Genomic DNA, 23,412 nt, shown 5'->3' with positions numbered 1-23,412 from the left:
GCAACCCCGGCACCGTACCCGCGCCGCGAAGGCCTACGCCTCGTCGTCGACCCACGACATGAGCTTGCGCAGCTCCTTGCCGGTGGACTCCAGGAGGCTGTCCTCGTCCTGCTTCTTGTACTCGTTGTACTTCTTCAGACCGCCGTGGTACTCGTCCATCCAGTTCTTGGCGAAGGTGCCGTCCTGGATCTCGGCGAGGACCTTCTTCATCTCGGCCTTGGTGGCGTCGGTGATGATGCGGGGGCCGGTGACGTAGTCGCCCCACTCGGCGGTCTCGGAGACCGACCAGCGCATCTTCTCCAGGCCGCCCTCGTACATCAGGTCGACGATGAGCTTCAGCTCGTGCAGGCACTCGAAGTAGGCGATCTCCGGCTGGTAGCCCGCCTCGACCAGGGTCTCGAAGCCGGCCTTGACCAGGGCGGCGGTGCCGCCGCAGAGCACGGCCTGCTCGCCGAAGAGGTCGGTCTCGGTCTCCTCGGTGAAGGTCGTCTTGATGACGCCCGCGCGGGTGCCGCCGATGCCCTTGGCGTAGGACAGGGCCAGCTCGAAGCCCTTACCCGTGGCGTCCTGCTCGACCGCCGCGATACACGGGACGCCACGGCCCTCCTCGTACTGGCGGCGCACCAGGTGACCCGGGCCCTTGGGGGCGACCATGGCGACATCGACGCCCTGAGGGGGCTTGATGAAGCCGAAGCGGATGTTCAGGCCGTGACCGAAGAACAGCGCGTCGCCGTCCTTCAGGTTGTCCTTGATGGACTCCTCGTAGACCTGGGCCTGGATCGGGTCCGGGACCAGGATCATGATGACGTCGGCCTCCTGGGCGGCCGCCGCCGGCGTGACCACACGCAGGCCCTGCTCCTCGGCCTTCGCCTTGGACTTGGAGCCCTCGTGCAGGCCGACCCGCACGTCCACACCGGAGTCGCGCAGCGAGAGGGCGTGGGCGTGGCCCTGGCTGCCGTATCCGATGACCGCGACCTTGCGGCCCTGGATGATGGACAGGTCGGCGTCGGCGTCGTAGAACAGCTCGGCCACTGGGAATCTCCTATGTGTGCTGGTGTTGCGTCCCACCGTACGGCGGGCTGGATGAGGGAAGTTGTCGGGTCTCGCCATCCGGGACCGTCTCGCCGTCCGGGACCGTCTCACCGTTCCGGAGCGTCTCGCCGTCCGGGACCGGCCCCGGGCGCGTAACGGGAGCCAGGTGCTGCTCCCGCACGCACAGGGTCAGTGTGGCGCGGTCCGGTGGAGCGCGGTCACGCGGAGCGGTCGAGCGCGCGCAGACTGCGGTCGGTGATGGAGCGCGAGCCACGGCCGATGGCGATGGTGCCGGACTGCACCAGCTCCTTGATGCCGAAGGGCTCCAGCATCTTGAGCATGGCCTCCAGCTTGTCGCTGCTGCCCGTGGCCTCGATGGTGACGGCCTCCGGGGAGACGTCCACGGTCTTGGCGCGGAACAACTGGACGATCTCGACGATCTGCGAGCGGGTCTCGTTGTCGGCGCGCACCTTGGCGAGGACGAGTTCGCGCTGCACGGCCGAGCCCTGTTCGAGTTCGACGATCTTCAGGACGTTGACCAGCTTGTTGAGCTGCTTGGTGACCTGTTCGAGCGGCAGGCCCTCGACATTCACGACGATGGTGATGCGGGAGATGTCGGGGTGCTCGGTGACGCCGACGGCGAGGGAGTCGATGTTGAAGCCGCGGCGGGAGAAGAGGGCGGCGATCCTGGCGAGGATGCCGGGGGTGTTCTCGACGAGGACCGAGAGCGTGTGCTTGGACATGGGCGTCATGGCGGGGTGGTACCTCTCCTGGGCTCTCGGTGGCTCTCAGTCGTCTTCGTTGTCGCCGAAGTCGGGGCGCACACCCCGGGCGGCCATGACCTCGTCGTTGGAGGTGCCGGCGGCGACCATGGGCCAGACCTGGGCGTCCTCGTGGACGATGAAGTCGATCACGACGGGGCGATCGTTGACGGCGTTGGCCTCTTCGATGACCTTGTCGAGGTCGGCCGGGTCCTCACAGCGGATCGCGTAGCAGCCCATGGCCTCGGACAGCTTCACGAAGTCCGGGATGCGGGTGCCGGCGCTCGGCTGCTTGCCGTCCGCGTCCGGGCCGCTGTGCAGCACGGTGTTGGAGTAGCGCTGGTTGTAGAAGAGCGCCTGCCACTGGCGGACCATCCCGAGCGCGCCGTTGTTGATGATGGCGACCTTGATCGGGATGTTGTTCAGGGCGCAGGTGGTCAGTTCCTGATTGGTCATCTGGAAGCAGCCGTCGCCGTCGATCGCCCAGACCGTACGCTCGGGCCGGCCGGCCTTGGCGCCCATCGCGGCGGGGACCGCGTAGCCCATGGTCCCCGCGCCGCCGGAGTTGAGCCAGGTGGCGGGGTGCTCGTACTGGATGAAGTGCGCGGCCCACATCTGGTGCTGGCCGACGCCCGCGGCGAAGATGGTGCCCTCCGGCGCCAGTTGGCCGACCCGCTCGATGACCTGCTGGGGCGAGAGCTGGCCGTTGTCCGGGTGGTCGTAGCCGAGCGGGTACGTCTCGCGCCACCGGTTCAGATCGGTCCACCAGGCTGCGTACCTGGACCGGGCGGCCTCGCCGGTGTGGCCCGCCGTGTGCTCGGCCTGGATGGCCTGGACGAGGTCGGCGATGACCTCGCGGGCGTCACCGACGATCGGGACGTCCGCGGCGCGGTTCTTGCCGATCTCGGCGGGATCGATGTCGGCGTGCACGATCTTGGCGTACGGGGCGAAGCTGTCCAGCTTGCCGGTGACGCGGTCGTCGAAGCGGGCTCCGAGGGCGACGATCAGGTCGGCCTTCTGCAGCGCGGTGACGGCGGTGACCGCTCCGTGCATGCCCGGCATTCCCACGTGCAGCGGGTGGCTGTCGGGGAACGCGCCGAGCGCCATCAGGGTGGTGGTGACGGGCGCCCCGGTGAGTTCGGCGAGGACCTTCAGCTCGGCGGTGGCCCCGGCCTTGATGACGCCGCCGCCGACGTACAGGACCGGCCGCCTGGCGGCGGTGATCAGCTTGGCGGCCTCGCGGATCTGCTTGGCGTGCGGCTTGGTCACCGGGCGGTAGCCGGGCAGCTCCTGCTGCGGCGGCCAGGAGAAGGTGGTGCGGGCCTGGAGCGCGTCCTTGGCGATGTCCACAAGCACCGGACCCGGGCGCCCGGTGGACGCGATGTGGAAGGCCTCCGCGATGGTGCGCGGGATGTCCTCCGCCTTGGTGACCAGGAAGTTGTGCTTGGTGATCGGCATCGTGATGCCGACGATGTCCGCTTCCTGGAAGGCGTCGGTGCCGATCGCCTTGGAGGCCACCTGGCCGGTGATCGCGACGAGCGGGACGGAGTCCATGTGGGCGTCCGCGATGGGCGTGACCAGATTGGTGGCACCGGGGCCGCTGGTCGCCATGCACACCCCGACCTTGCCGGTGGCCTGCGCGTACCCGGTGGCCGCGTGACCCGCGCCCTGCTCGTGGCGGACCAGGACGTGCCGCACCCGGGTGGAGTCCATCATCGGGTCGTACGCGGGCAGGATCGCGCCCCCGGGAATGCCGAACACCGTGTCGGCCCCGACTTCCTCGAGAGAACGGATCAGGGACTGCGCGCCCGTGACGTGCTCGACGGGGGCGGACTGCGGTCCAGAGGATCGGGGCCGCGGCTGCGGATGGGCCCCGGTGGCCTGCTCGGTCATCGGCATTCTCTTCTCGAAGCTGAGGGTCTTTGCGGGGGTGTCGCGGGGTTTTTGCCAGGGTTTGGCAGGTTCCGGTGCAACAAAAAACCCCTCGTGCCGTGAGGCAAGCGAGGGGAGCGCGCCGGGTGCGGTCGCTGGTGGTCTCCGGTGTCCGGACCGGGGCGTCCCAGCTTCAGCCGACGCGCTTTCCAAGTACGAGAATTCGGGTGCGCATGGCTCTGACCTTCCCTCCGGCCCGCCACACCTGTCAAGTAGGTGGGACGGGCGTCTCATTATGTGAGCGCGCGTAGGACGTGGAACCGGCCGCCGACCCAGCCACGCAGGTGCCCGCGCCACCGAAGGCCGTGGTGGGCCCGACGAACTGCGCCGCCGACTCTCCGTACGCTACCGAGGCCGCCTTGAGGATCGGTGCACCGTCGCGGTAGCCCACGCTTTCGGCCAGGGACGCGCCCACCCGGACGGCCCCGACGGGACCAACCGGAATGGGATATTCCGCCACCGTCAGAGCGCGCCGCAGCCGGTACTCGTCGAGCGGTCCCGAGAACGCCATGCCCTGGCCGTGCGTGCAGCCCATCCCGCGCAGGGCCGTGACCTGCTCGGGCAGATCGACGCCCTCCGCCACCGAGCGGAGGCCGAGGTCGCCCGCGATCCGCAGCAGCCCGGACGTGATCTTGTGCAGACGCGCGGACTCCACGACGCCCTCGACGAGTCCGCGGTCGAGTTTGAGTACGTCGACGGGGAGCCTGCGCAGCGCGCCGATCGCCGCGCAGCCGCTGCCGAAGCCGTCGAGCGCGATGCGGACGCCGAGTCTCCGCAAGGACGCGAGACGGCGCTCCAGATCGTCCAGGGGGACGCTCGGGTCGCTGTCCGCCAGCTCGATGATGAGGCCGCCGGAGGGCAGGCCGTGCCGGGTCAGCAGCGCTTCGACGGAGCCGAGCGGCAGCGAGCGGTCCACCAGACGGCGCGCGCTGACCCGCACGCTGACGGGCACGGCGTGGCCGGTCCTGCCGCGCTCGGCCGCCTGCTTCACGGCTTCCTCGAAGAGCCAGCGGCCGAGCTCGGCGGCGCGGTCGCCGCCGTCCGCGGTGCGCAGGAACTCGGCGGGCGTGAAAAGGATGCCCTGGGCCGAGCGCCAGCGGGCCTGGGCGGCGACCGAGGTGATCCTGCCTGTCTCCAGGGAGACCACGGGCTGGTGGAGCAGCACGAACTCGCCGTCGTGCAGGGCGCTGCGCAGCCGGGTCGCCAGTTCCGCCTTGCGGGCGACGTCGGCCTGCATCTGGGGCGCGTACAACTCGACGCGGCCCTTGCCCGCGGCTTTCGCGCGGTACATCGCGAGGTCGGCGTTGCGGAGCAGCTCGCCCGCGCCGACGCCCGGTTCGGCGAAGGCTACGCCGATGGACGCGGCGACCCGGACGTCGTTGCCGCCGATCTCATAGGGCTGGGAGAGCCGGATCCGCAGCCGGTCGGCGAGCTCGAAGATGTGCTTCTCGCGCGCGGCCTGGTCGCGGGTGCCGTCGCCGACGATGAGGGCGGCGAACTCGTCACCGCCGAGCCGGGACGCGGTGTCCGAGGTGCGGACGGCCTCCTGGAGGCGCTGAGCGGCCTGGATGAGCAGCTCGTCGCCCGCCTGGTGCCCGATCGTGTCGTTGACGGCCTTGAATCCGTCGAGGTCGATGAAGAGGACCGCCGTGCCCCGGTCGGTGACTCTGCGACCGCCGAGCGCGGCGGCGACCCGGCGGGTGAAGAGTGCCCGGTTGGGCAGGTCGGTGAGGGGGTCGTGCTCGGCGTTGTGCTGCAACTGGGCTTGCAGGCGGACGCGTTCGGTGACGTCACGGCTGTTGAAGATGAGGCCGCCGTGGTGTCGGTTGACCGTGGACTCCACGTTCAGCCAGTCGCCGGTGCCGGACTTGAAGCGGCACTCGATGCGGGTCGTCGGCTCCTCCACCGGGTTGGCGGTGAGGAAGCGCCGCACCTCGTGGACGACGCGGCCGAGGTCCTCCGGGTGGATGAGCGTGGCGAGTTCGGAGCCGATGAGTTCGTCGGCCTCGCGGCCGTAGACTCCGGCGGCGGCGGGGCTGACGTACCGCAGGATGCCGCTCGGCGCGGCGATCATGATGACGTCACTCGACCCCTGCACCAGGGAGCGGAAGTGGTTCTCCTTCTGGGCCAGTTCCTGGGTGAGCGTGATGTTGTCGAGCAGCATGATGCCCTGGCGCACGACGAGGGCGAGGACGACCGTGCCTGCCGTGAGCAGTACCACCTCGTCGACGCTGCGGCCGTTGAGGACGTTGTAGAGGATCCCCAGCGTGCAGACGGCGGCGGCCAGGTAGGGCGTGAGGGCGGCGAGCGATCCGGCGATGGGCCGGGTGGTCGCGTACCGTCCGCGGCCGTCGCCGTGCTCCGCCGGGCGTTCGCTCTGCCGCTCGCCCGGCCGCGCGCCACGTCCGTCGTGCTCGCGGCCGCGTCCGGTGGGCATGGCGGTGGGGAGCCCGGTGGGCATGTCGCGGCTGTGTCCGCCCGTGACATCACGGCCGCGTCCGTCCGGGGTGTCATGGCCGCGTCCGTCCGAGATCTCATGGCCGCGTCCGCCCGGGATGTCACGGTCGCGGCCGGGGGCGAGCTCGCGGCCCCGTACGTCGGTGAGCCCTCGGACCCGTACGTCCCGGAGGCGTTCCTGCGCGTACGTCCGGTATGCCTGGCGCGTGGTGCTCTCGCCGCCGCGGGTGTGCCCGGACGTCGCCCATGGCGCGTACGCGAGCAGCAGTGAGCCCGCGAACCAGCCTGCGTCGAGGAGCTGTCCCGAGCGGTAGCTGGAGTGCAGCAGCGGCGAGGTGAACAGCGCGTCGCACATCACCGTGAGGGCGAGGGCGCCGACTGCGGTGTTCACGGCCGTGCGGTTCGCCGACGAGCGCTTGAAGTGCAGCGCGAGGACCATGCTGACGAGCGCGATGTCCAGGAGCGGATACGCGAGCGACAGGGCGGCGTGCGCGACGCTCGGGCCTTCGAACTGCGCGTTGTGCGCGAGGGCGAGGCTCCACGACAGGGTGAGCAGCGAGCCGCCGATGAGCCAGGCGTCGAGTCCGAGGCACACCCAGCCGGCCCTGGTGACCGGCCGCTTGGCGAGGACAAGCAGCCCGATGATGGCGGGCGGCGCGAAGCACAGGAAGAACAGGTCCGCGTAGCCCGGGCTGGGCACGGGCTTGCCGAGGACGACCTCGTACCATCCCCAGACGCCGTTGCCGCAGGCCGCCATCGCGGAGGAGAGCGCGAACAGCAGCCATGCGGGCCGAAAGCGGCTGCGCCGGGTGCGGGAGTACCGGAAGCAGGAGACGGCGGCGGTCGCGGCGGCGGCGCTGAGGCCGAAGTCGCCCATGATGAGCGCGAGTCGGTCCGAGCCCCAGCCGAGCGCGGATCCGGTGGCGTACGCGCCGCAGACGAACAGGAGCATGACCTGCGAGAGGAGTCCGCCGCCGGCACCGGGGGCCGGGCGTCGGGCCATCGGCGTCCCCGGCGCCGGCAGCGGCGACCTGAGTCCGCTCTCCATGACGGTCACGGAGACCGACTGCCCGCTCACCGACCCGCTCCGCTCCGTGCGAAGGTCCGTACGAAGGTTTGCGCGAGGGTCGCCGCGAAGGCCGGTGTGGTGGCGCGGCGCGGTGCGGGGCCGCGGCAGGGCGGGCTCACCGTACGGTAGGCGTTGATCCGCCTTGCGGTCCTTCGGCGGGACGCACACGGTGAGTTCGCAGGCGGCACGCTCGGGCACGCTCCGTGGCCGAGCACTCCGCCCGCGCCCGGCGGTCGCCGGCTCTGCGGGTGTGTGTCCCGTCGGCCGGACCGGCACAGGAGGTGACGGCGCCGGACACGTGGCCGGTGTCTGCGGGTCGGTGTGCGCGAGAGTCGTCGGCGGTCGTCCCGCCGCGTCGGATCGTTCACCCATAGGCCGTGCATCGCCCGTCGCCCCCCTACGCAGTTCTGTTGCTCAATCCCCAGCGCCGGACGATGTCCCGGCGCAGCCCCTTGCCGGGGACGATACACCAGTCTCGTCACTCAGGGACAGGGTCGCTCTACTCTGCGTGACTGTCGGCGTCAATACAGACACGCGGCGCACGCGGGCGGCTGCGGAGCGTACGGAAACCGGTCCCCACCGTTTCCGCGCCCCTTGGCTATGAGGTGGTCAGGACGACGTTGGCGAGGGGTTCTCCGGCGGCGTAGCGGTTCACCTGAGCGGCCAGGAGGCGCCTGGTCCGTGGGGCGAAAGCCGAGGTGGGACCGCCGACGTGCGGACTGATGAGGACGCCGGGGGCCTGCCACAGCGGGTGCCCCGGAGGCAGCGGTTCCGGGTCGGTCACGTCCAGGGCGGCGGTGATGCGGCCGGTCTCCAGTTCGGCGAGGAGCGCCTTGGTGTCGACCACCGGACCGCGGGCCACGTTGACAAGGAGTGCGCCGTCCTTCATATGGCCCAGGAAACCGGCGTTGACCAGGCCACGAGTCCCTTCGGTGAGGGGCGTGGACAGGATGACGACGTCGCTTTCGGACAGCAGTCGAGGCAACTCGGCGAGCGGGTGCACCAGACCGCGCTCCGTTGTGCGCTCGGAGCGCGCGACGCGCGCCACCCGCGCACACTCAAAACCCGCGAGCCGGTCCTCGATCGCCGAACCGATCGCTCCGTAGCCGACGATGAGAACGGACTTGTCGGCGAGCGCAGGATAGAACCCCTGTCGCCACTCCTGCACCCGCTGCCCCTCCACGAAGCGCGGAATGCCCCGCAAGGAGGCGAGTGTCAGCGTCAGCGCCAGTTCGGCGGTGCTCGCCTCGTGCACCCCGCGGGCGTTGCACAGACTCACTCCCGGAGCGAGCCTCTGCACCGCGGGCAGCACGTGGTCGACGCCCGCCGTCTGCGTCTGTACTACGCGCAGTGAGGTCATCCTGGACAGCGGGCGTACGCAGATCTCGGGGTCGATCAGGTACGGAACGCCGTAGAAGACACAGTCGGCGGGGTCGGCGGGGTAGTCCGCGCCGCCGTTCCAGAAGCGGTAGGTCAGGCCCGCTGCGGAGGCGTCGGGCAGCCCGTCCACGTCGGATGGTTCCACTGGCAGCCACACGTCTGTCGTCATGGTCAGGAGGCTAGTGCGCACAGGCCGCACGCGGCGCGCGCGGGCGCAGAGGTTACGTTGGGGGCCGCCCGGACGAAGATCACCGGACAGGGGAGGGTACGGCCAGGTGGAGCGCAGGACGATCGGCGCCGGGGCGCTCGGGGTGGGTGCCGTCGGACTCGGCTGTATGCCGATGCACTGGGCGTACACCGGCTCGCGGCAGCGCGGCGACGACTCGCTGCGGACCGTGCACGCGGCGCTCGACCTCGGCTCCTCGCTCCTGGACACGGCGGACATGTACGGCCCTTTCACCAATGAGCTGCTGCTCGGCCGCGTCCTCAAGGAGCGCCGCGCGGAGGCCTTCGTGTCGACGAAGTGCGGACTGCTCGTCGGTGAGCAGCACATCGTCGCCAACGGCCGCCCCGGCTATGTGAAACGGGCCTGCCACGCCTCGTTGCGGCGCCTGCAGACCGACACCATCGACCTCTACCAGTTGCACCGCGCCGACCCCGAAGTGCCGGTCGAGGAGACATGGGGTGCGATGGCCGACCTGGTGACGGCCGGCAAGGTGCGGGCGCTCGGGCTGTGCGCGGTGGGGGCGCGGGCGGGCCGCAGGGCAGGACAGCGCGCCGGGGCGCGCGCCGGCCTGTACGACGCGACGATCCGGCAGTTGGAACGCGTCCAGCAGGTCTTTCCGGTGACGGCGGTGCAGGCCGAGCTCTCGGTGTGGTCTCCGGAGGCACTGGAGTCACTGCTCCCGTGGTGCGCCGCGCGCGGCGTGGGGCTGCTCGCGGCGATGCCGCTGGGGAACGGTTTCCTCACCGGCACGCTGACTCCGGGGCAGGGCTTCGAGCCGGACGATCTGCGGGCCAGGCACCCCCGGTTCACCGCCGAGATGATGGCCGCCAACCAGCCGCTCGTGGTGGGCCTGCGCCGGGTGGCCGAACGGCACGGCGCGACTCCCGCGCAGGTGGCCCTCGCGTGGGTGCTGGGGCAGGGGCCGCAGGTGGTGCCGGTGCCCGGAGCCAAGCGGGAGCGGTGGGCACGGGAGAACGCGGCTGCGGCGGGGCTTCGGCTCACGGCCGAGGACTGGGCGGAGCTCGCGGCGTTGCCGCCGGCACGGGGGTCGTGGGACTGAGGTCGGCGGCGCCGGCGCACGGTGCCCGGACACTCCGTTGCCGTTTCGCTGAGCCGACCGGGGGCGCACGGGGCCGATCCGGGAGCGGATCGCGGGCGGATCGGAATTGCGGATCCAAATTGGGCGCGGTGGTGGGGAACCTGAGGGGCGGCTGCGGTGTATGAACAGGAGAAGCGCCGCGTCGAAGGGATCCTGACCGTGCTGAGTTCTGTCCTTACCCACCGTGTCCGCCGTTCACAACGTGCCGCCGTCACCGCTGTGTTGGCCGTCGCCGCGCTCCTGGCCACCGGATGCTCGTCCGACGACGACGGCGACGGGCCCTGGAGCGGCAAGAGCGCGGAGTCCGGCTCCGCCGAGTCCGGGGCGTCCCCTTCGGGTGAAAGCCCGGGTGACGGTGCCGGGGCACCACCGGAGAAGGGCTCGGCCGAGGTCACCAAGACGCTCGCCACGGACCTGAAGTCCCCCTGGGGCCTGGCCCCGCTGCCCGGCGGCGATCTCCTGGTGTCCTCGCGCGACGAGGGCACGATCACCCGTGTCGACGGCGGGACCGGCAAGAAGACGAAGGTCGGCTCGGTCCCCGGGGTCGCGGCCGCCGGTGAGGGCGGCCTGATGGGCCTCGCGCTCTCCCCGACGTACGCCTCCGACCACCAGGTGTACGCGTACTTCACCACCGAGTCCGACAACCGCATCGCCCGGATGCTGTACGACGAGAAGAAGCCCTCCGGACAGCAACTCGGCGCTCCCGACACGGTGTTCAAGGGCATCCCCAAGGGTGTGATCCACAACGGCGGCCGGATCGCCTTCGGACCGGACAAGATGCTGTACGCGGGCACGGGCGAGACCGGCGAGACGGACCTCGCACAGGACAAGAAGTCTCTCGGCGGCAAGATCCTCCGCCTGACCCCGGACGGCGAGCCCGCCCCGGACAACCCCTTCGGCAACTCCCCCGTGTATTCGTACGGCCACCGCAACGTCCAGGGCCTGGACTGGGACGAGGACAAGCGCCTGTGGGCCGCGGAGTTCGGCCAGGACACCTGGGACGAGCTGAACGAGATCACGCCCGGCGACAATTACGGCTGGCCGGAGGTCGAGGGCAAGGGCGACGGCGACTCGGGGGACTTCCACGCCCCGGTTGCTCAGTGGAAGACCTCCGAGGCCTCGCCCAGCGGCATCGCCTACGCCGAGGGCTCGGTCTGGATGGCGGGCCTGCGCGGGCAGCGCCTCTGGCGTATCCCCGTACGCGGTGTGAGCGGCGAGCCCGAGACGGAGGCCTTCCTCACCGAGAAGCACGGCCGCCTTCGCACGGTGGTCGCCGCGGGCGGCGACAAGCTGTGGCTGGTCACGAACGAGACGGATTCCCGGGGGACGCCGGAGAAGGGCGACGACAAGATCTTGGAGGTACGGGTGAAGTAGCGCTGCGCTGTGCTGTGCTGTGCTGTGCTGGGAGGGCTATGCGTCGCCGTCTTCCGGATCGTGCCGCTCCTCCGGGCCGTCCTCCCGGGGCTCGGCGTCCTCCGTGGTGCTCTGCCGGGGTACCCGGACGACGACTGTGCCGGAGGTGAGGTCGATCGGGCCGCGGCCAGGGTCGCCGTCGTCGACGTCGACCCTGGACAGTTCGAGGCGTTTGTTCTCGTCGTCCGTGTGTTTGCGCCCCGGCGCGAAGAGCTGCTCGAACACGTTGAACACTGCGCCTCCAAAGGCCGGACGGTGGGTCCTGCCCTTCCTAGCGTAAGCGAGCCCGCGGGAAACGGGCCGCGGTGCGGCGCCCCGTCAGGGGCGCGGGGCTGTTTCGATCTGCGGCTCCGCCGCGAGGGCGCCCGTCAGGGGCGCGGGGAACTGCGCGCTCAGCCCAAGAACAGCCGCAGACCCGTCTGCCTGCTCACTCGGCAGACGCGTCTGCGGCTTGACCGTGGCTGGTCGCGCAGTTCCCCGCGCCCCTGACGGGGCGTCCCTACGGGGCACGGAAGAGTTGGAGGCGGTGGGCGAGGGCCGCGGCTTCGCCGCGGCCGGATACGCCGAGTTTGGCGAGGATGTTGGAGACGTGGACGCTCGCGGTCTTCGGGGAGATGAAGAGTTCCTCGGCGATCTGGCGGTTGGTGCGACCCGCGGCGACCAGACGCAGGACGTCCCGCTCACGGGAGGTGAGGCCGAGCGCCTCGACGGGGTCGGCGGGCATGGGCGGCGGCGCGCCGGTGAGGGAGAGGCGGGCCCGCCGGGCGAGCCGGGCAACGGCCTCGGAAAGGGGCCGGGCGCCCAGGTGCTCGGCGACGGCACCGGCCTGCCGGAGCAGTTCCGCGGCCCGGTCGCGGTCGGCGTCACCCCCGCCGGAGGCGGAGCCCGACGCGGAGCCCGACGCGGAGCCCGACGCGGAGCCCGACGCGGAGCCCGACGCAGTCGCAAGCAGCGACTCCGCGAGCCGGTGGCGCACCCGGGCGAGGTCGTAGGGCCGCTCCAGGGGACCGGTGGCGGTGAGGACCGCCAGCCAGTCCTCGGGGGTGGTGCGACCTTCGGCACGCAGGAGTTCGGCGCGTACCCAGAGTTCGTACGCCTGCCAGACGGGAACGTTCGCGGGCAGCGCCTTGGCGGTGGAGCGGATGAGGCGCAGGGTGTCGGCGCGCCCGGGCTCGGCGACGGCCAGACCGCGGGCGTCGGCCTCAGCGGTCGCGGCGGCGAGAAGCAGCGGCCAGCCGTAGCGCTGGGTGCCGGGCGGGAAGCCTTCGGCGACGGCCTGTTCAAGCTCGGCACGGGCGTCGAGGATGCGGCCCTCGCCCGCGGCGACACCGATGGCGACCCGGTGCAGCGGCAGTGAGTTCTGCGGTGTCGGAACGTGGGTGCCGAAGTGCTTGCGGGCCTCGGCGAGCCGCCCGCCCGCCTCGGCTGTGTCACCGCGGGCCAGCGCCAGATGGGCCAGGCGCAGACAGGCGCTGCCGCGCGGCTTGGCGCTCAGTCCGGCGCGGCGGGCCGACTCGACGGCCTCCTGCCAGCGGCCGAGGGCGTAGAGCGACTCGGCGTGGTTGGCCCACATCCAGGGCTCGGCCTCAAGGAGCCCGTACCGCTGGGCGAGCTGGACGCCCTCGTCAAGGAGCTCGGCGGCCTCACGGGAGCGCCCCGCGCCTTCGAGTGCGGAGGGCAGGTTGATGTAGGTGCGGCCGAGCTGGCCGATGCTGCCGCTCGCGACGACCTGCTCCCGGACGTCGAACAGCTCGGCGAAACCGGCGTCGATGTCGCCCGCGTCGACCATCAGGCCGCCGAGGGTGAGGCGGGCGGTCAGTTCGATGTCGCGGGCGCCGACCATGCGCGCGTACTCCAAGGCCTGTTCGGCGGCGGCGAAGGCCTCGGGCCCCGGCTCGTGGAGCATCCACCAGCCGGCGACCACGGCGAGCACCTCGGCGTGCACGACCGAAGGCGGGAGGCCGCGCACCAGGTCCTGGGCGGTGGCGAGCTCCTTCCAGCCGTCGCCGCGGGCGAGGCTCTGCACGAGCCGGGACCGCTGCACCCAGAACCAGGCGGCGCGCAGCGCGTCCGGCTCGTCGGGCTCGTCCTCCAGGATCCGCAGCGCCCGCTTGGTGATCTTCAGGGCGCGTTCGCGCTCGCCGCAAAGACGACCGGCGACGGCGGCCTCCGCCATCAGGTCCAGATAGCGCAGCGGTGTGGTCTCGGGGTCGCAGCCGCACGGCGGGTAGACCTCGGTGTAGTCGACGGGGCGGAGCTGGACACGGACGTCGTCGGGGGCGCCGTCCCAGATCTCCATCGCGCGTTCCAGGAGCCGTAGTTGCTCGGCGTAGGCGTGCCTGCGGCGGGCCTCGACGGAGGCGTTGAGGACGGCGGGCAGGGCCTTGGCGGCGTCGTGGGCGTGGTACCAGTAGCTGGCGAGGCGGGTGGCGCGCTGGTCGGGGGCGACAAGCGTGGGGTCGGCCTCCAGGGCGGTGGCGAAGCGGCGGTTGATGCGGGAGCGCTCGCCGGGCAGCAGGTCGTCACCGACGGCCTCGCGGACGAGGGAGTGCCGGAAGCGGTAGCCGCCCCCGTCGCGCGAGGGGATCAGGATGTTGGCGCCGACGGCGTCCCGCAACGCGTCGAGCAGGTCGTCCTCGCTGAGCTGCGCGACCTCGGCGAGCAGGCCGTACTCGACGGTCGAGCCGCCCTCGGCGACGATGCGCGCCACCCGCTGGGCGTTCTCGGGCAGTTCCTCCACGCGTACGAGAAGCAGGTCGCGCAGCGAGTCGGTGAGGCCCGCGCAACTGCCGCCGTGCGAGGCGACGGCGAGTTCCTCGACGAAGAAGGCGTTGCCGTCGGAGCGCTCGAAGATGTCGTCCACCAGGGACGGTCGGGGCTCGGCCGCGAGGATGCCCGCCATTTGCCGGCCGACCTCGTCGCGGTTGAACCGGCCCACCTCGACGCGGCGGACCGTGCGCAGTCGGTCGAGTTCGGCGAGCAGGGGGCGCAGGGGGTGGCGGCGGTGGACGTCGTCGGCGCGGTAGGTGGCGAGGACGACGAGGCGGCCGCGGCGCAGCGTGCGGAAGAGGTACGACAGGAGGTGGCGGGTGGAGGCGTCAGCCCAGTGCAGGTCCTCGATGGCGAGGACGACGGTGTGTTCGGCGGCTGCCGCCTCCAGGAGACGGGCGGTCAGCTCGAAGAGGCGGGCCATGGCCTCCTCGCCGTGCCGGCCGCCGGTGCCGGGGCGCGGGAACCCGTCGCACAGTTCGGGCAACAGCCGGGCCAGTTCCTCCTCCTGGCCGGACGCGGCGGCGGCGAACTGCTCGGGCAGCTTCTGGCGCAGCGTGCGCAGGGCCGTCGAGAACGGGGCGAAGGGCAGCCCGTCGGCGCCGATCTCCACACAGCCGCCGACGGCGACGATCGCCCCGCGGGCGCAGGCCCCGGCGGCGAACTCCTCGAGGAGGCGGGTCTTGCCGACGCCCGCCTCCCCACCGATCAGCAATGCCTGCGGCTCGCCGGCCGGGCCCGCGGTAGGGGCTGCGGCGCGGGCGAGCGCGTCGTTGAGTGCGCCCAGTTCGCCGGCTCGGCCGACGAACACCGGGCTGACGGACCTGGTTTCCACGGTCGTGAGCATGGCACAGACCTGCGGCTTCACGGCAGCGCGTTTTCCGGCGGGCGAATCGGGGGCGGGATCCGGAGCCGGGGCCGGGGCCGAAGCCTGGGCCGGGACCGGAGCCGGGGCCGGGGCCGGAGCCTGGGCCGGGACCGGAGCCGGGGCCGGAGCCGGAGCCGGAGCCTGGGCCTGGGCCGGGGTGCCGTCAGGTGCCGTACGCGGCACACCCGACGGCGCCCCCGGCCGTGTCCCCGGTCGCGTCCCCGACGACACCCCCGCGGTCGTCATGCCGCGCGCGTGAAGCGGTCCACTACCCGCGTCGCGCTCACCCGCCCCCCGGCTTCGTGGCCGCCATTGCGGCGGGAGGCACGGCGGGCCCGGCGTGCCTCCCGTACGAGGCGGTCGCGCTGGGCCTGCCGGGCCAGCTCGGCGGTGCGGATCTGGTGCAGTTCGTACTCGAACATGTCGTTCCCCTGGTTTCTCTGTGGTGTGTTCCGTGATCGCTTGCTGCGATGGGTCCACTGTCGTCCGTGAGGGGGGTGCGACACATCGGGAGCCTGCCGCATCTTGGGGCGGGCGGGGGCCTTAGGGGTGGGGCCGCACAGCCTTAGGCCCCGGTCCTCGGGGTCTGAGGTGCCGGGGCCGGGGGTCGGGGCCGGGGTCGGGGTCCTTAGGGTACGGCGGTTTCCGTCAACTCGTCGACGGGAGCCCGAGCAGCAGGTCGGTGTACTTCGCTGTCGCGAGGACGAGACCGATCACGCCGAGCGCGACACCGCCCCACGCCACCGACTTGATCCACGGAGCCTGTACCCGCTGCGGGTCGCCGAACGCCGGGCGCAGCAGCACGCCGACGCCGACCACCAGGGCCGCGAGCGCGAAGAACCCGCCGATCAGCGCGGTCGTCTTCCAGGAGTCGCCGTACACCTGCTGGACCTGGTCGGCCACGCTCGCGCTCTGCGAGGTCTTGAGCTGGCCGATGAGGGACTCGCGCGCGGACGCGACGGTGCCGAGCCAGCCGCCGGAGAGACCGACGACGCCGAGGCCCGCGGCGACCACGGCACCGGCGCCCTGGCCGACCCCGGCGGACGCGGCGGCCGACGTACCGGCACCGGCCACCACGTCGTCCACGTCGTCGTCCACGTCGTCGTCATCGACCTCGCCATCGAGCCCGCCATCGACCCCGTCGGCGCCATCGGCGCCATCGGCGGCGTCATCGGCGGCGTCCGTCCCAGTGACCCCATCGGCTCCGTCGACCCCACCCGCACGCACGGGTGACGCCTTGCCGTCGCCCTCCGCGGCGTCCTGCGCGCCCGCCTCGCGGGCCTCCTCGGCGCCGACCTTCACGTCGGCCTCAGAGGTGTCCGCGGTCTCGTCAACTGCCTTGGTTCCCATGCCCCGCACCGTACGGACGGAGTCTGAGAACTCCCTTACCGCGACCGCCCCATTCTGAGAACCGCCTTAACGCGGCGACCGAGCCCCCTCGGCCCCCGGGGTCCCCTGAGCCTCTTCGGCCTCCCGAGCAGCCCGAGCCGCCCGCCACTCCGGCGCGAGCACCGACCACACCTCCATGTCGTGCCGGATCCCCTGCCAGGGGAAGCTCTCCCGCAGCACCCCGTCCCGCACGAAGCCGAGCCGCTTCGCCAGGTTCTTGCTGCGTTCGTTGCGCGAGGACGCCAGCCACTCCACGCGGTGCATGCCGCGCTGGTCGACCGCCCAGTCGACGATGACGCGCGTGGCGTTGGTGATCAGGCCGCGGCCCGCGGCGGACGGCTCCAGCCACACGCCGACCTCGCACGACTCGCTGACGGTGTCGAAGATGCGGAACAGCACCCCGCCCACCAGCGTGCCGTCGAGCCAGATGCCGTAGAAGCGGCCGGTGTCCGCGGCCTGCCGTTCGGCGAAGTGCTGAAGGTGGGCCCGCGCCGACTCCAGGTCCGTGACCTTCACGGTGAACGGGACCCAGGGGCCCGCGTACTCGCGCGCCCGCTCCACATGGGCCAGGAGCTCCTCGGCCTGCCAGGGCTCGATGGGCCGCAGCTCGGCCCCTTCTCCCACGGATATCGCGAACATCCCCGCTCCTCACGCGTTCCGGCACGCCCGCGCGCCCTACCGGGCGCCCCCGTGCCGCTCGACGGTCACATCGACAGGCGCGAGGGTTCGTCCTGCCGATCGCGCCGCCCGGGGATCCTCGCACGCGGCCGGGTTTCGGGCACCTCGATACTGATGCGCGGCAGCCAGCGGTCCAGGCGCTCGGGGAGCCACCAGTTGGCGCCGCCGAGCAGATGCATCAGGGCCGGGACCAGGAGCGTACGCAGTACGAAGGCGTCGAGGGCCACGGCTGCCGCGAGGGCGATGCCGAACATCGCGATCACCCGGTCCCCGCTGAGCACGAACGCGAGGAAGACCGAAATCATGATCACGGCCGCGGAGTTGATGACGCGGCTGGTCTCGGCGAGGCCCACCCGGACCGCGACGCGGTTGTCACCGGTCTCCAGCCACTCCTCGTACATCCGGCTGACCAGGAACACCTGGTAGTCCATGGACAGGCCGAAGAGGACCGACACCATGATCACAGGGAGGAAGGGCTCGATCGGTCCAGCCCTGCCGAGCCCCATCAGCTCGCTCCCCCAGCCCCACTGGAACACCGCGACGACGACCCCGAACGACGCCGCCACGGCCGCCACGTTCATCACGGCCGCCTTGAGCGGGATACCTACGGAGCGGAACGCGAGCAGCAGCAGGACACAGCCGAGGCCGATCACGACGCCGACGAACAGCGGGAGCTTGCCGACGATGATCTCCGCGAAGTCGTCGTAGCCCGCGGTCACACCGCCCACGTGCACATCGAGTGAGGTGCCGGTCTCGGCCCGGGGCAGCACGTCGGAGCGCAGTTGGTCGACGAGGTCGCTGGTCCGCTGCGACTGCGGCGCCGAGTCCGGCACGACGGTGAGGAAGGCCGCGCCGTCGCCGCCCGCGTACGTCACGGGGCTCACGGAGTCGACGCCCGGCGTGGACTTCAGGGTGGCGCCGAGGTTGTCGAGGGCGAGACGGTCCGCGGCGCCGTTGATCTCGGTGACGAGGGTGAGGGGGCCGTTCACGCCGGGGCCGAAGCCGGCGGCGAGGAGGTCGTAGGCCTGCCGGGTGGTGGCGGCGGACGGGTTGTTGCCCTGGTCGGAGGTGCCGAGGTGAAGGGAGAAGGTGGGCACGGCGAGCAGCGCCATCACGGCGACGGCGAGCCCGCCGAGCGCCTTCGGATGCCGCTCCACGAACGCCGACCAGCGGGCCGCGAGCCCGGTCGGCACCTCGGGTTCGGGGCCGCGCTCGGCGAGCCTGCGCCGCTCGCGGCGGCTGAGGGCGCGCGGGCCGATGAAGGAGAGCAGCGCGGGGAGCAGCGTCACGGACGCGGCGACGGTCAGGATCACGGTGAGCGACGCCGCGATGGCGACGCCGTTGAGGAAGCTCAGGCGCAGGATCAGCATGCCGAGCAGGGCGATGCATACGGTGGCGCCCGCGAAGACCACGGCTCGGCCGGTGGTGGCGACGGCCCTTTCGGCCGCCTCGGCCACCGGCAGGCCGCGTTTGAGGCCCTTGCGGTGCCGGGTCACTATGAACAGGGCGTAGTCGATGCCGACGCCGAGCCCGATGAGGGTGCCGAGCATCGGGGCGAAGTCCGCGACCGTCATGACGTGCCCGAGCAGCACGATGCCCGCGTACGCCGTGCCGACGGAGACGACCGCCGTCGCGATGGGCAGGAGCGAGGCGGCCAGGGAGCCGAAGGCGAGGAAGAGGACGACCGCGGCGACGGCCACGCCGACGATCTCGGCGGTCTTGGCGCTCTTGGTCTCGGTGAGGCCGATCGCGCCGCCGCCGAGCTCGACGTCGAGACCGTCGGTCGCGGCCGACCTCGCGGTGTCGACGAGGGCCTTGGCCTGTGCCGGTTCGACCGAGTCGAGCTGTTCGCGGAAGGTGACGGTGGCGTAGGCGGTGCGGCCGTCCGCGCTGATCCGGGCGGCGCCCCCGGCACCGTCCGCGCCCCCGTCCGCGCCCCCGTCCGCGTAGGGGCTGGCGACGGACGCGATCCCGGGCAGCTCCGCGATCCGGTCGAGGGTCTCGGTCATGGTCTGCTCGACGGCGGCGGCACGCACCGACTGGTCCGTGCCGGTGTGCCAGACGACGAGGTCACCGTCCCCGCCGAGGTCGGGGAAGCCCTCGGCCAGGAGCCGGGACGCGCGGTCGGACTCCGTACCCGGAACTTCGTAGTTGTTCGAGTAGGCGGAGCCGACCGCGGCGGCAGCGGCGGCGGTGGAGCCGAGGGCGAGGAGCCAGAGCAGTACGGCGACAAGGCGGTGCCGGACGCACCACCGGGCTAGTGCTGCCACGAACTGGCTCCCTGGGTGATTCGCGGATCTTCAGCGGGAGCAACCGGGGAAGCGTCGGATTGGCCCGTGAAGAACGCAGGAGAAACATGAGCGGGGAAATGGGTCGTGATATTCACTTATGCCGCGATCTTCATGAAGATCTTCGCTTATGCCGCGATCTTCACCGAAGTGGACATGACCCATGCGCAGACACTTTGACAGCCCGTGGAGATCCTTGGTCCCTTTCGTGTCCTTACTCACAAGGTCACAAGGCGTGTCGCGCGCCCCGGGAGATCAGCCCGATACGCTCGCGCGCCCGTTCTCGATGTGTCCCATCAGACGGCGCCTGAAGCCCTTGTCGCCCTCGGCGGTCACCTCGATGTCGTACCAGCCGCGCTCGTCACCGGTCGCCCAGGCGATGGTGCGGCTGCTGCCCGCCTTGATCCGTACCGTGCGGGTCCGCCGCCGGACGTCCGCCTCCTCCACATAGCCGAGCGGCCGGACCGTGAAGACCAGCGGCGCCTTGCCACGGTTGGCCAGCGTGAGGTGGATCTCGCGCCGGGTGATCGCCGAGGAGAGTGCCGCCGCGCCTTCCCGCTGTCCTACGAATTCGCGGCGGAATCCGTTCGGCCCGGTGACGGTGAAGTGGTAGGCGTCACTCTTCTCGGGCAGGGCCCAGGAGCCCTCGTGCGCCACGTCCTGATGCTGCGGTACGGGGAACTCCGCCGCGTACGGGTACAGCGCGAAGTGCGCGCTGCGGCGGCCGCCGTTGCGCAGGCGCACCTTCAGGGTGCCGTCCTTGGCCCGCTTGAGGTCGGCATCCGGCTGGTACGGCAGCGGGCGGGCCCGGCGCAGCCCCGGCTCCTGGACCGGCATCGACTGCTTCTCCGGCGGCTTCGGCTGCCAGCGGCCGCTGAACACCGGGATCTCGCCGGGCTGCTCCACCTCCGGCTGGCGGTATCCGCGGTGGAAGTCGAAGGCACTGGTGAGGTCGCCGGCGACGGTGCGGCGCCAGTCGCCGATGTTGGGCTCGCGCACGCCCGTCCACTTCTCCAGGAAGCGCACGACGGAGGTGTGGTCGAAGACCTCGGAGCACACATAGCCGCCGACGGTCCACGGCGACACGACGAGCATCGGCACCCGGGCGCCGAGGCCGGTCGGCCGTCCCTCCCAGTACTCCTCCTGGTTGCCCGCCGCGGGCACGGGCGGCGGCACATGGTCGAAGAAGCCGTCGTTCTCGTCGTAGTTGATGAAGACGGCGGTACGCCGCCACACCTCGGGGTGCGAGGCGAGCGCGTCGAGGATCTTGTAGACGATGGTGGCGCTGTGGACGGGCGAGGACACCGAGGGGTGCTCGGAGTCCAGGGCGGACGGCACCAGATAGCTGACCCGGGGGAGCTTTCCGTCCGCGACGTCGGCGGCGAACGTCTCGGCCAGCTTGCCGGTGGGCACCCGGCGCAGGCCCCGCTCGAACAGGGACCGCTCGCGCCTGCTCAACGTCTTCACGCCGTCGTCGAGCGCGGCGAGCAGCCTGCCGCGCTCCGCCTCGTCCTTGGCGTCGCGGACCTTGGCGTAGAAGGCCTCCATATAGGTGTGGCCGGTCCTGGCGAGGACCTTGCGCGCGATGGCCTTGAAGGTGGCGAAGAACTCGATCTGGTTGTCGGTGAAGTTCTCCCACTCGGTGTACGTCTGCCAGCTCACCCCGGCCTTCTCCAGGCGCTCCGCGTAGGTGCTCCAGCCGTACCCGGGGTGCCTGCCCTCGTCGTACGCGTCGTTGTCGACGGCCCGCTTGCCGTTCGCCTCGAAGCCTGTCTTGCCGCTCCACAGGTGGTTGCGGTTGGGGCTGGTGGAGGTGTGGATGGAGGAGTGGTAGGCGTCGCAGACGGTGAAGGTGTCGGCGAGCTCGTAGTGCAGCGGGATGTCCTCGCGCGTGTAGTACGCCATCGTGGCCGCGGTCTTGGCGGTGACCCAGCCGTCCATCCAGCCGTCGTGCCAGGCCTTGGCTCCGCCGCTCCAGGAGTGGTCGAGGGCGCCGATGTACTGGATGTCCTTGCGCTGCGCGGCGGCGGCCTCGCGGACCGGGAAGGGCAGCACGGTGCGCGGTCCGGCGGGCTGCTCGAAGACGCTTCTGCCGCTGGGAAGTCGCAGGGCGTTGCGGTCGGAGAAGCCGCGCACGCCGCGCAGGGACCCGAAGTAGTGGTCGAAGGACCGGTTCTCCTGCATCAGGATCACCACGTGCTCGATCGCGCCGAGCCCGCCCTTCGGCGGCGTCCTGGCGAGCGCCTCCTGGAGGGACGGGGGCAGGAAGGACCCCACCGCGGCGGCCCCGAGAGCACCACCGCCCACAGCCATCATTCGCCTGCGCGATATCTCCGCCACGCCCAACCTCCAGTCGACACCCAATGGTTGTCCATTGACCCATTGGCTTCTTGAGCTGGGACGGTAGTGACTCCCGATGGCACAGGGAAGGCCGCGGACCGAAGTCGCGGTGAACGCCTTCCGCTTGCGCGAGAGGGGCCCCGCGACGTCGAAGTCGCGGGGCCCCTCTCGGCTGCGGAAAAGCTCCGGGCGTCAGCCCTCGACGCCGAGCTGCTGAAGGATCAGCTCCTTGACGCGGGCCGCGTCGGCCTGGCCGCGGGTGGCCTTCATGACCGCGCCGACCAGCGCGCCGACCGCCGCGACCTTGCCGCCGCGGATCTTGTCCGCGATGGCCGGGTTGCCCGCGATGGCCTCCTCGACGGCGGTGGTCAGCGCACCCTCGTCGGAGACGACCTTCAGGCCGCGCTTCTCGACGACCTCGTCGGGCGTGCCCTCACCCTTGAGGACGCCGTCGATGACCTGACGGGCCAGCTTGTCGTTCAGCTCACCGGCGGCGACGAGCGCCGAGACGCGCGCCACGTGCTCCGGCGTGATCGGCAGCGAACCGAGGTCCACACCCTGCTCGTTGGCGTTGCGCGCCAGCTCGCCCATCCACCACTTGCGGGCGGACACGGCGTCCGCGCCCGCGTTGATGGTGGCGACGATCGGGCCGATCGCACCGGCGTTGAGGATCGACTGCATGTCGTGGGCGGAGACGCCCCACTCCTCGCGCAGCCGGTTGCGCTGGGTCAGCGGCAGCTCCGGCAGCTCCGCGCGCAGGGCCTCGACCCACTCGCGGGACGGGGCGACCGGGACCAGGTCGGGCTCGGGGAAGTAGCGGTAGTCCTCCGCCTCCTCCTTGACCCGGCCTGACGTGGTGGAGCCGTCGTCCTCGTGGAAGTGCCGGGTCTCCTGCACGATCGTGCCGCCCGCGCCGAGAACCGCGGCGTGCCGCTGGATCTCGAAGCGGGCGGCGCGCTCCACGGAACGCAGCGAGTTGACGTTCTTCGTCTCGGAGCGCGTGCCGAACTTCTCCCGGCCGTGCGGGCGCAGCGAGAGGTTCACGTCGCAGCGCATCTGGCCCTGCTCCATACGGGCCTCGGACACGCCGAGCGCCCTGATGAGCTCGCGCAGCTCGGCGACGTAGGCCTTGGCGACCTCGGGGGCGCGCTCACCGGCACCGACGATCGGCTTGGTGACGATCTCGATGAGCGGGATGCCCGCGCGGTTGTAGTCGAGCAGGGAGTGCGAGGCGCCGTGGATACGGCCGGTGGCGCCGCCGACGTGCGTCGACTTGCCGGTGTCCTCCTCCATGTGGGCGCGCTCGATCTCCACGCGGAAGACCTCGCCGTCCTCCAGTTGGACGTCCAGATAGCCGTTGAAGGCGATCGGCTCGTCGTACTGGGAGGTCTGGAAGTTCTTCGGCATGTCCGGATAGAAGTAGTTCTTCCGGGCGAAACGGCACCACTCGGCGATCTCGCAGTGCAGCGCGAGGCCGATCTTGATGGCGGATTCCACGCCGACCTCGTTGACGACCGGCAGGGCGCCGGGCAGGCCGAGGCAGGTGGGACAGGTCTGCGTGTTGGCGTCCGCGCCGAGCGCGGTCGAGCAGCCGCAGAACATCTTCGTCTTGGTGCCGAGCTCGACATGGACCTCAAGGCCCATGACCGGGTCGTACGTCGCGAGCGCGTCCTCGTACGGCACCAGATCGGGGGTGGTCGTGACAGTCACG

At 71.4% G+C, this 23,412-nt stretch carries 16 protein-coding genes; 3 read left to right on the top strand and 13 right to left on the bottom strand.

The genetic code is table 11. The features are described 5' to 3' along the window. Positions 1-33: 33 nt before the first annotated feature. The 5 genes from ilvC to IG78_RS0127965 form a co-directional block, all read right to left on the bottom strand. Complete coding sequence (gene ilvC / locus IG78_RS0127985) at positions 34-1,032, bottom strand: ketol-acid reductoisomerase (RefSeq protein ID WP_030568043.1); 999 nt, start codon at positions 1,030-1,032, stop codon at positions 34-36. Between the two features lie 218 nt (positions 1,033-1,250). After that, positions 1,251-1,775, bottom strand: a complete 525-nt coding sequence (gene ilvN / locus IG78_RS0127980; RefSeq protein ID WP_030568041.1) for an acetolactate synthase small subunit — start codon at positions 1,773-1,775, stop codon at positions 1,251-1,253. A gap of 45 nt (positions 1,776-1,820) precedes the next feature. Beyond that, entirely contained in the window at positions 1,821-3,692 is a 1,872-nt protein-coding gene (locus IG78_RS0127975; RefSeq protein ID WP_030568039.1) for an acetolactate synthase large subunit, read from the bottom strand. A 241-nt stretch (positions 3,693-3,933) separates the two neighbouring features. After that, complete coding sequence (locus IG78_RS51665) at positions 3,934-7,230, bottom strand: EAL domain-containing protein (RefSeq protein WP_037686555.1); 3,297 nt, start codon at positions 7,228-7,230, stop codon at positions 3,934-3,936. Positions 7,231-7,849: 619 nt separating this feature from the next. Further along, on the bottom strand, positions 7,850-8,800 hold the full coding sequence (locus tag IG78_RS0127965; RefSeq protein WP_199813317.1) for a 2-hydroxyacid dehydrogenase: 951 nt from the start codon (positions 8,798-8,800) through the stop codon (positions 7,850-7,852). A 106-nt stretch (positions 8,801-8,906) separates the two neighbouring features. Between IG78_RS0127965 and IG78_RS0127960 the strand changes: the two genes are divergently transcribed. Both IG78_RS0127960 and IG78_RS0127955 read left to right on the top strand, forming a co-directional pair. Continuing rightward, positions 8,907-9,917: an aldo/keto reductase gene (locus tag IG78_RS0127960; protein WP_030568032.1), complete on the top strand. Its 1,011-nt coding sequence runs from the start codon at positions 8,907-8,909 to the stop codon at positions 9,915-9,917. Between the two features lie 258 nt (positions 9,918-10,175). Continuing rightward, positions 10,176-11,330 (top strand): PQQ-dependent sugar dehydrogenase, encoded by a 1,155-nt coding sequence (locus IG78_RS0127955; RefSeq protein ID WP_030568030.1) that lies wholly within the window; start codon positions 10,176-10,178, stop codon positions 11,328-11,330. 36 nt (positions 11,331-11,366) lie between these two features. Here IG78_RS0127955 and IG78_RS42770 read toward each other — a convergent pair whose 3' ends face one another. Both IG78_RS42770 and IG78_RS0127945 read right to left on the bottom strand, forming a co-directional pair. Beyond that, on the bottom strand, positions 11,367-11,603 hold the full coding sequence (locus tag IG78_RS42770) for a DUF6191 domain-containing protein (RefSeq protein ID WP_037686546.1): 237 nt from the start codon (positions 11,601-11,603) through the stop codon (positions 11,367-11,369). A 265-nt stretch (positions 11,604-11,868) separates the two neighbouring features. Further along, complete coding sequence (locus IG78_RS0127945; protein WP_030568028.1) at positions 11,869-14,985, bottom strand: helix-turn-helix transcriptional regulator; 3,117 nt, start codon at positions 14,983-14,985, stop codon at positions 11,869-11,871. Between IG78_RS0127945 and IG78_RS49455 the strand changes: the two genes are divergently transcribed. Then, positions 14,984-15,265 (top strand): hypothetical protein, encoded by a 282-nt coding sequence (locus IG78_RS49455; protein WP_157855885.1) that lies wholly within the window; start codon positions 14,984-14,986, stop codon positions 15,263-15,265. The two genes, IG78_RS0127945 and IG78_RS49455, sit on opposite strands and share 2 nt — an antisense overlap. Here the strand turns inward: IG78_RS49455 and IG78_RS0127940 are convergent. The 6 genes from IG78_RS0127940 to gatB form a co-directional block, all read right to left on the bottom strand. After that, entirely contained in the window at positions 15,249-15,428 is a 180-nt protein-coding gene (locus IG78_RS0127940) for a hypothetical protein (protein WP_030568026.1), read from the bottom strand. The genes IG78_RS49455 and IG78_RS0127940 overlap by 17 nt on opposite strands. A 226-nt stretch (positions 15,429-15,654) precedes the next feature. Beyond that, positions 15,655-16,356: a hypothetical protein gene (locus IG78_RS0127935; RefSeq protein ID WP_030568024.1), complete on the bottom strand. Its 702-nt coding sequence runs from the start codon at positions 16,354-16,356 to the stop codon at positions 15,655-15,657. Between the two features lie 66 nt (positions 16,357-16,422). Beyond that, a complete protein-coding gene (locus tag IG78_RS0127930) occupies positions 16,423-17,034 on the bottom strand; it encodes a GNAT family N-acetyltransferase (protein ID WP_051852992.1) in 612 nt (203 codons plus the stop codon). Between the two features lie 65 nt (positions 17,035-17,099). Next, positions 17,100-19,343: an MMPL family transporter gene (locus IG78_RS0127925; protein WP_037686545.1), complete on the bottom strand. Its 2,244-nt coding sequence runs from the start codon at positions 19,341-19,343 to the stop codon at positions 17,100-17,102. Between the two features lie 273 nt (positions 19,344-19,616). Next, positions 19,617-21,677 (bottom strand): phosphocholine-specific phospholipase C, encoded by a 2,061-nt coding sequence (locus IG78_RS0127915; protein WP_030568019.1) that lies wholly within the window; start codon positions 21,675-21,677, stop codon positions 19,617-19,619. A gap of 216 nt (positions 21,678-21,893) precedes the next feature. Next, a complete protein-coding gene (gene gatB, locus IG78_RS0127910; protein WP_030568017.1) occupies positions 21,894-23,411 on the bottom strand; it encodes an Asp-tRNA(Asn)/Glu-tRNA(Gln) amidotransferase subunit GatB in 1,518 nt (505 codons plus the stop codon). Position 23,412: the final 1 nt, after the last annotated feature.

The sequence above is a fragment of the Streptomyces aureocirculatus genome (assembly GCF_000720475.1).
GTDB classification, from domain to species: Bacteria; Actinomycetota; Actinomycetes; order Streptomycetales; family Streptomycetaceae; genus Streptomyces; species Streptomyces aureocirculatus.
This window is presented reverse-complemented; position numbering and strand designations above follow the sequence as displayed.

Excerpts from the sequence above, each read along its gene's own strand:
- ilvN (WP_030568041.1), bottom strand. The coding sequence starts at position 1,775 with ATGTCCAAGCACACGCTCTCGGTCCTCGTCGAGAACACCCCCGGCATC.
- IG78_RS0127975 (WP_030568039.1), bottom strand. The coding sequence starts at position 3,692 with ATGCCGATGACCGAGCAGGCCACCGGGGCCCATCCGCAGCCGCGGCCC.
- IG78_RS51665 (WP_037686555.1), bottom strand. The coding sequence starts at position 7,230 with ATGGAGAGCGGACTCAGGTCGCCGCTGCCGGCGCCGGGGACGCCGATG.
- IG78_RS0127965 (WP_199813317.1), bottom strand. The coding sequence starts at position 8,800 with ATGACGACAGACGTGTGGCTGCCAGTGGAACCATCCGACGTGGACGGG.
- IG78_RS49455 (WP_157855885.1), top strand. The coding sequence starts at position 14,984 with ATGGCACAGACCTGCGGCTTCACGGCAGCGCGTTTTCCGGCGGGCGAA.
- IG78_RS0127945 (WP_030568028.1), bottom strand. The coding sequence starts at position 14,985 with ATGCTCACGACCGTGGAAACCAGGTCCGTCAGCCCGGTGTTCGTCGGC.
- IG78_RS0127940 (WP_030568026.1), bottom strand. The coding sequence starts at position 15,428 with ATGTTCGAGTACGAACTGCACCAGATCCGCACCGCCGAGCTGGCCCGG.
- IG78_RS0127935 (WP_030568024.1), bottom strand. The coding sequence starts at position 16,356 with ATGGGAACCAAGGCAGTTGACGAGACCGCGGACACCTCTGAGGCCGAC.
- IG78_RS0127930 (WP_051852992.1), bottom strand. The coding sequence starts at position 17,034 with ATGTTCGCGATATCCGTGGGAGAAGGGGCCGAGCTGCGGCCCATCGAG.
- IG78_RS0127915 (WP_030568019.1), bottom strand. The coding sequence starts at position 21,677 with ATGATGGCTGTGGGCGGTGGTGCTCTCGGGGCCGCCGCGGTGGGGTCC.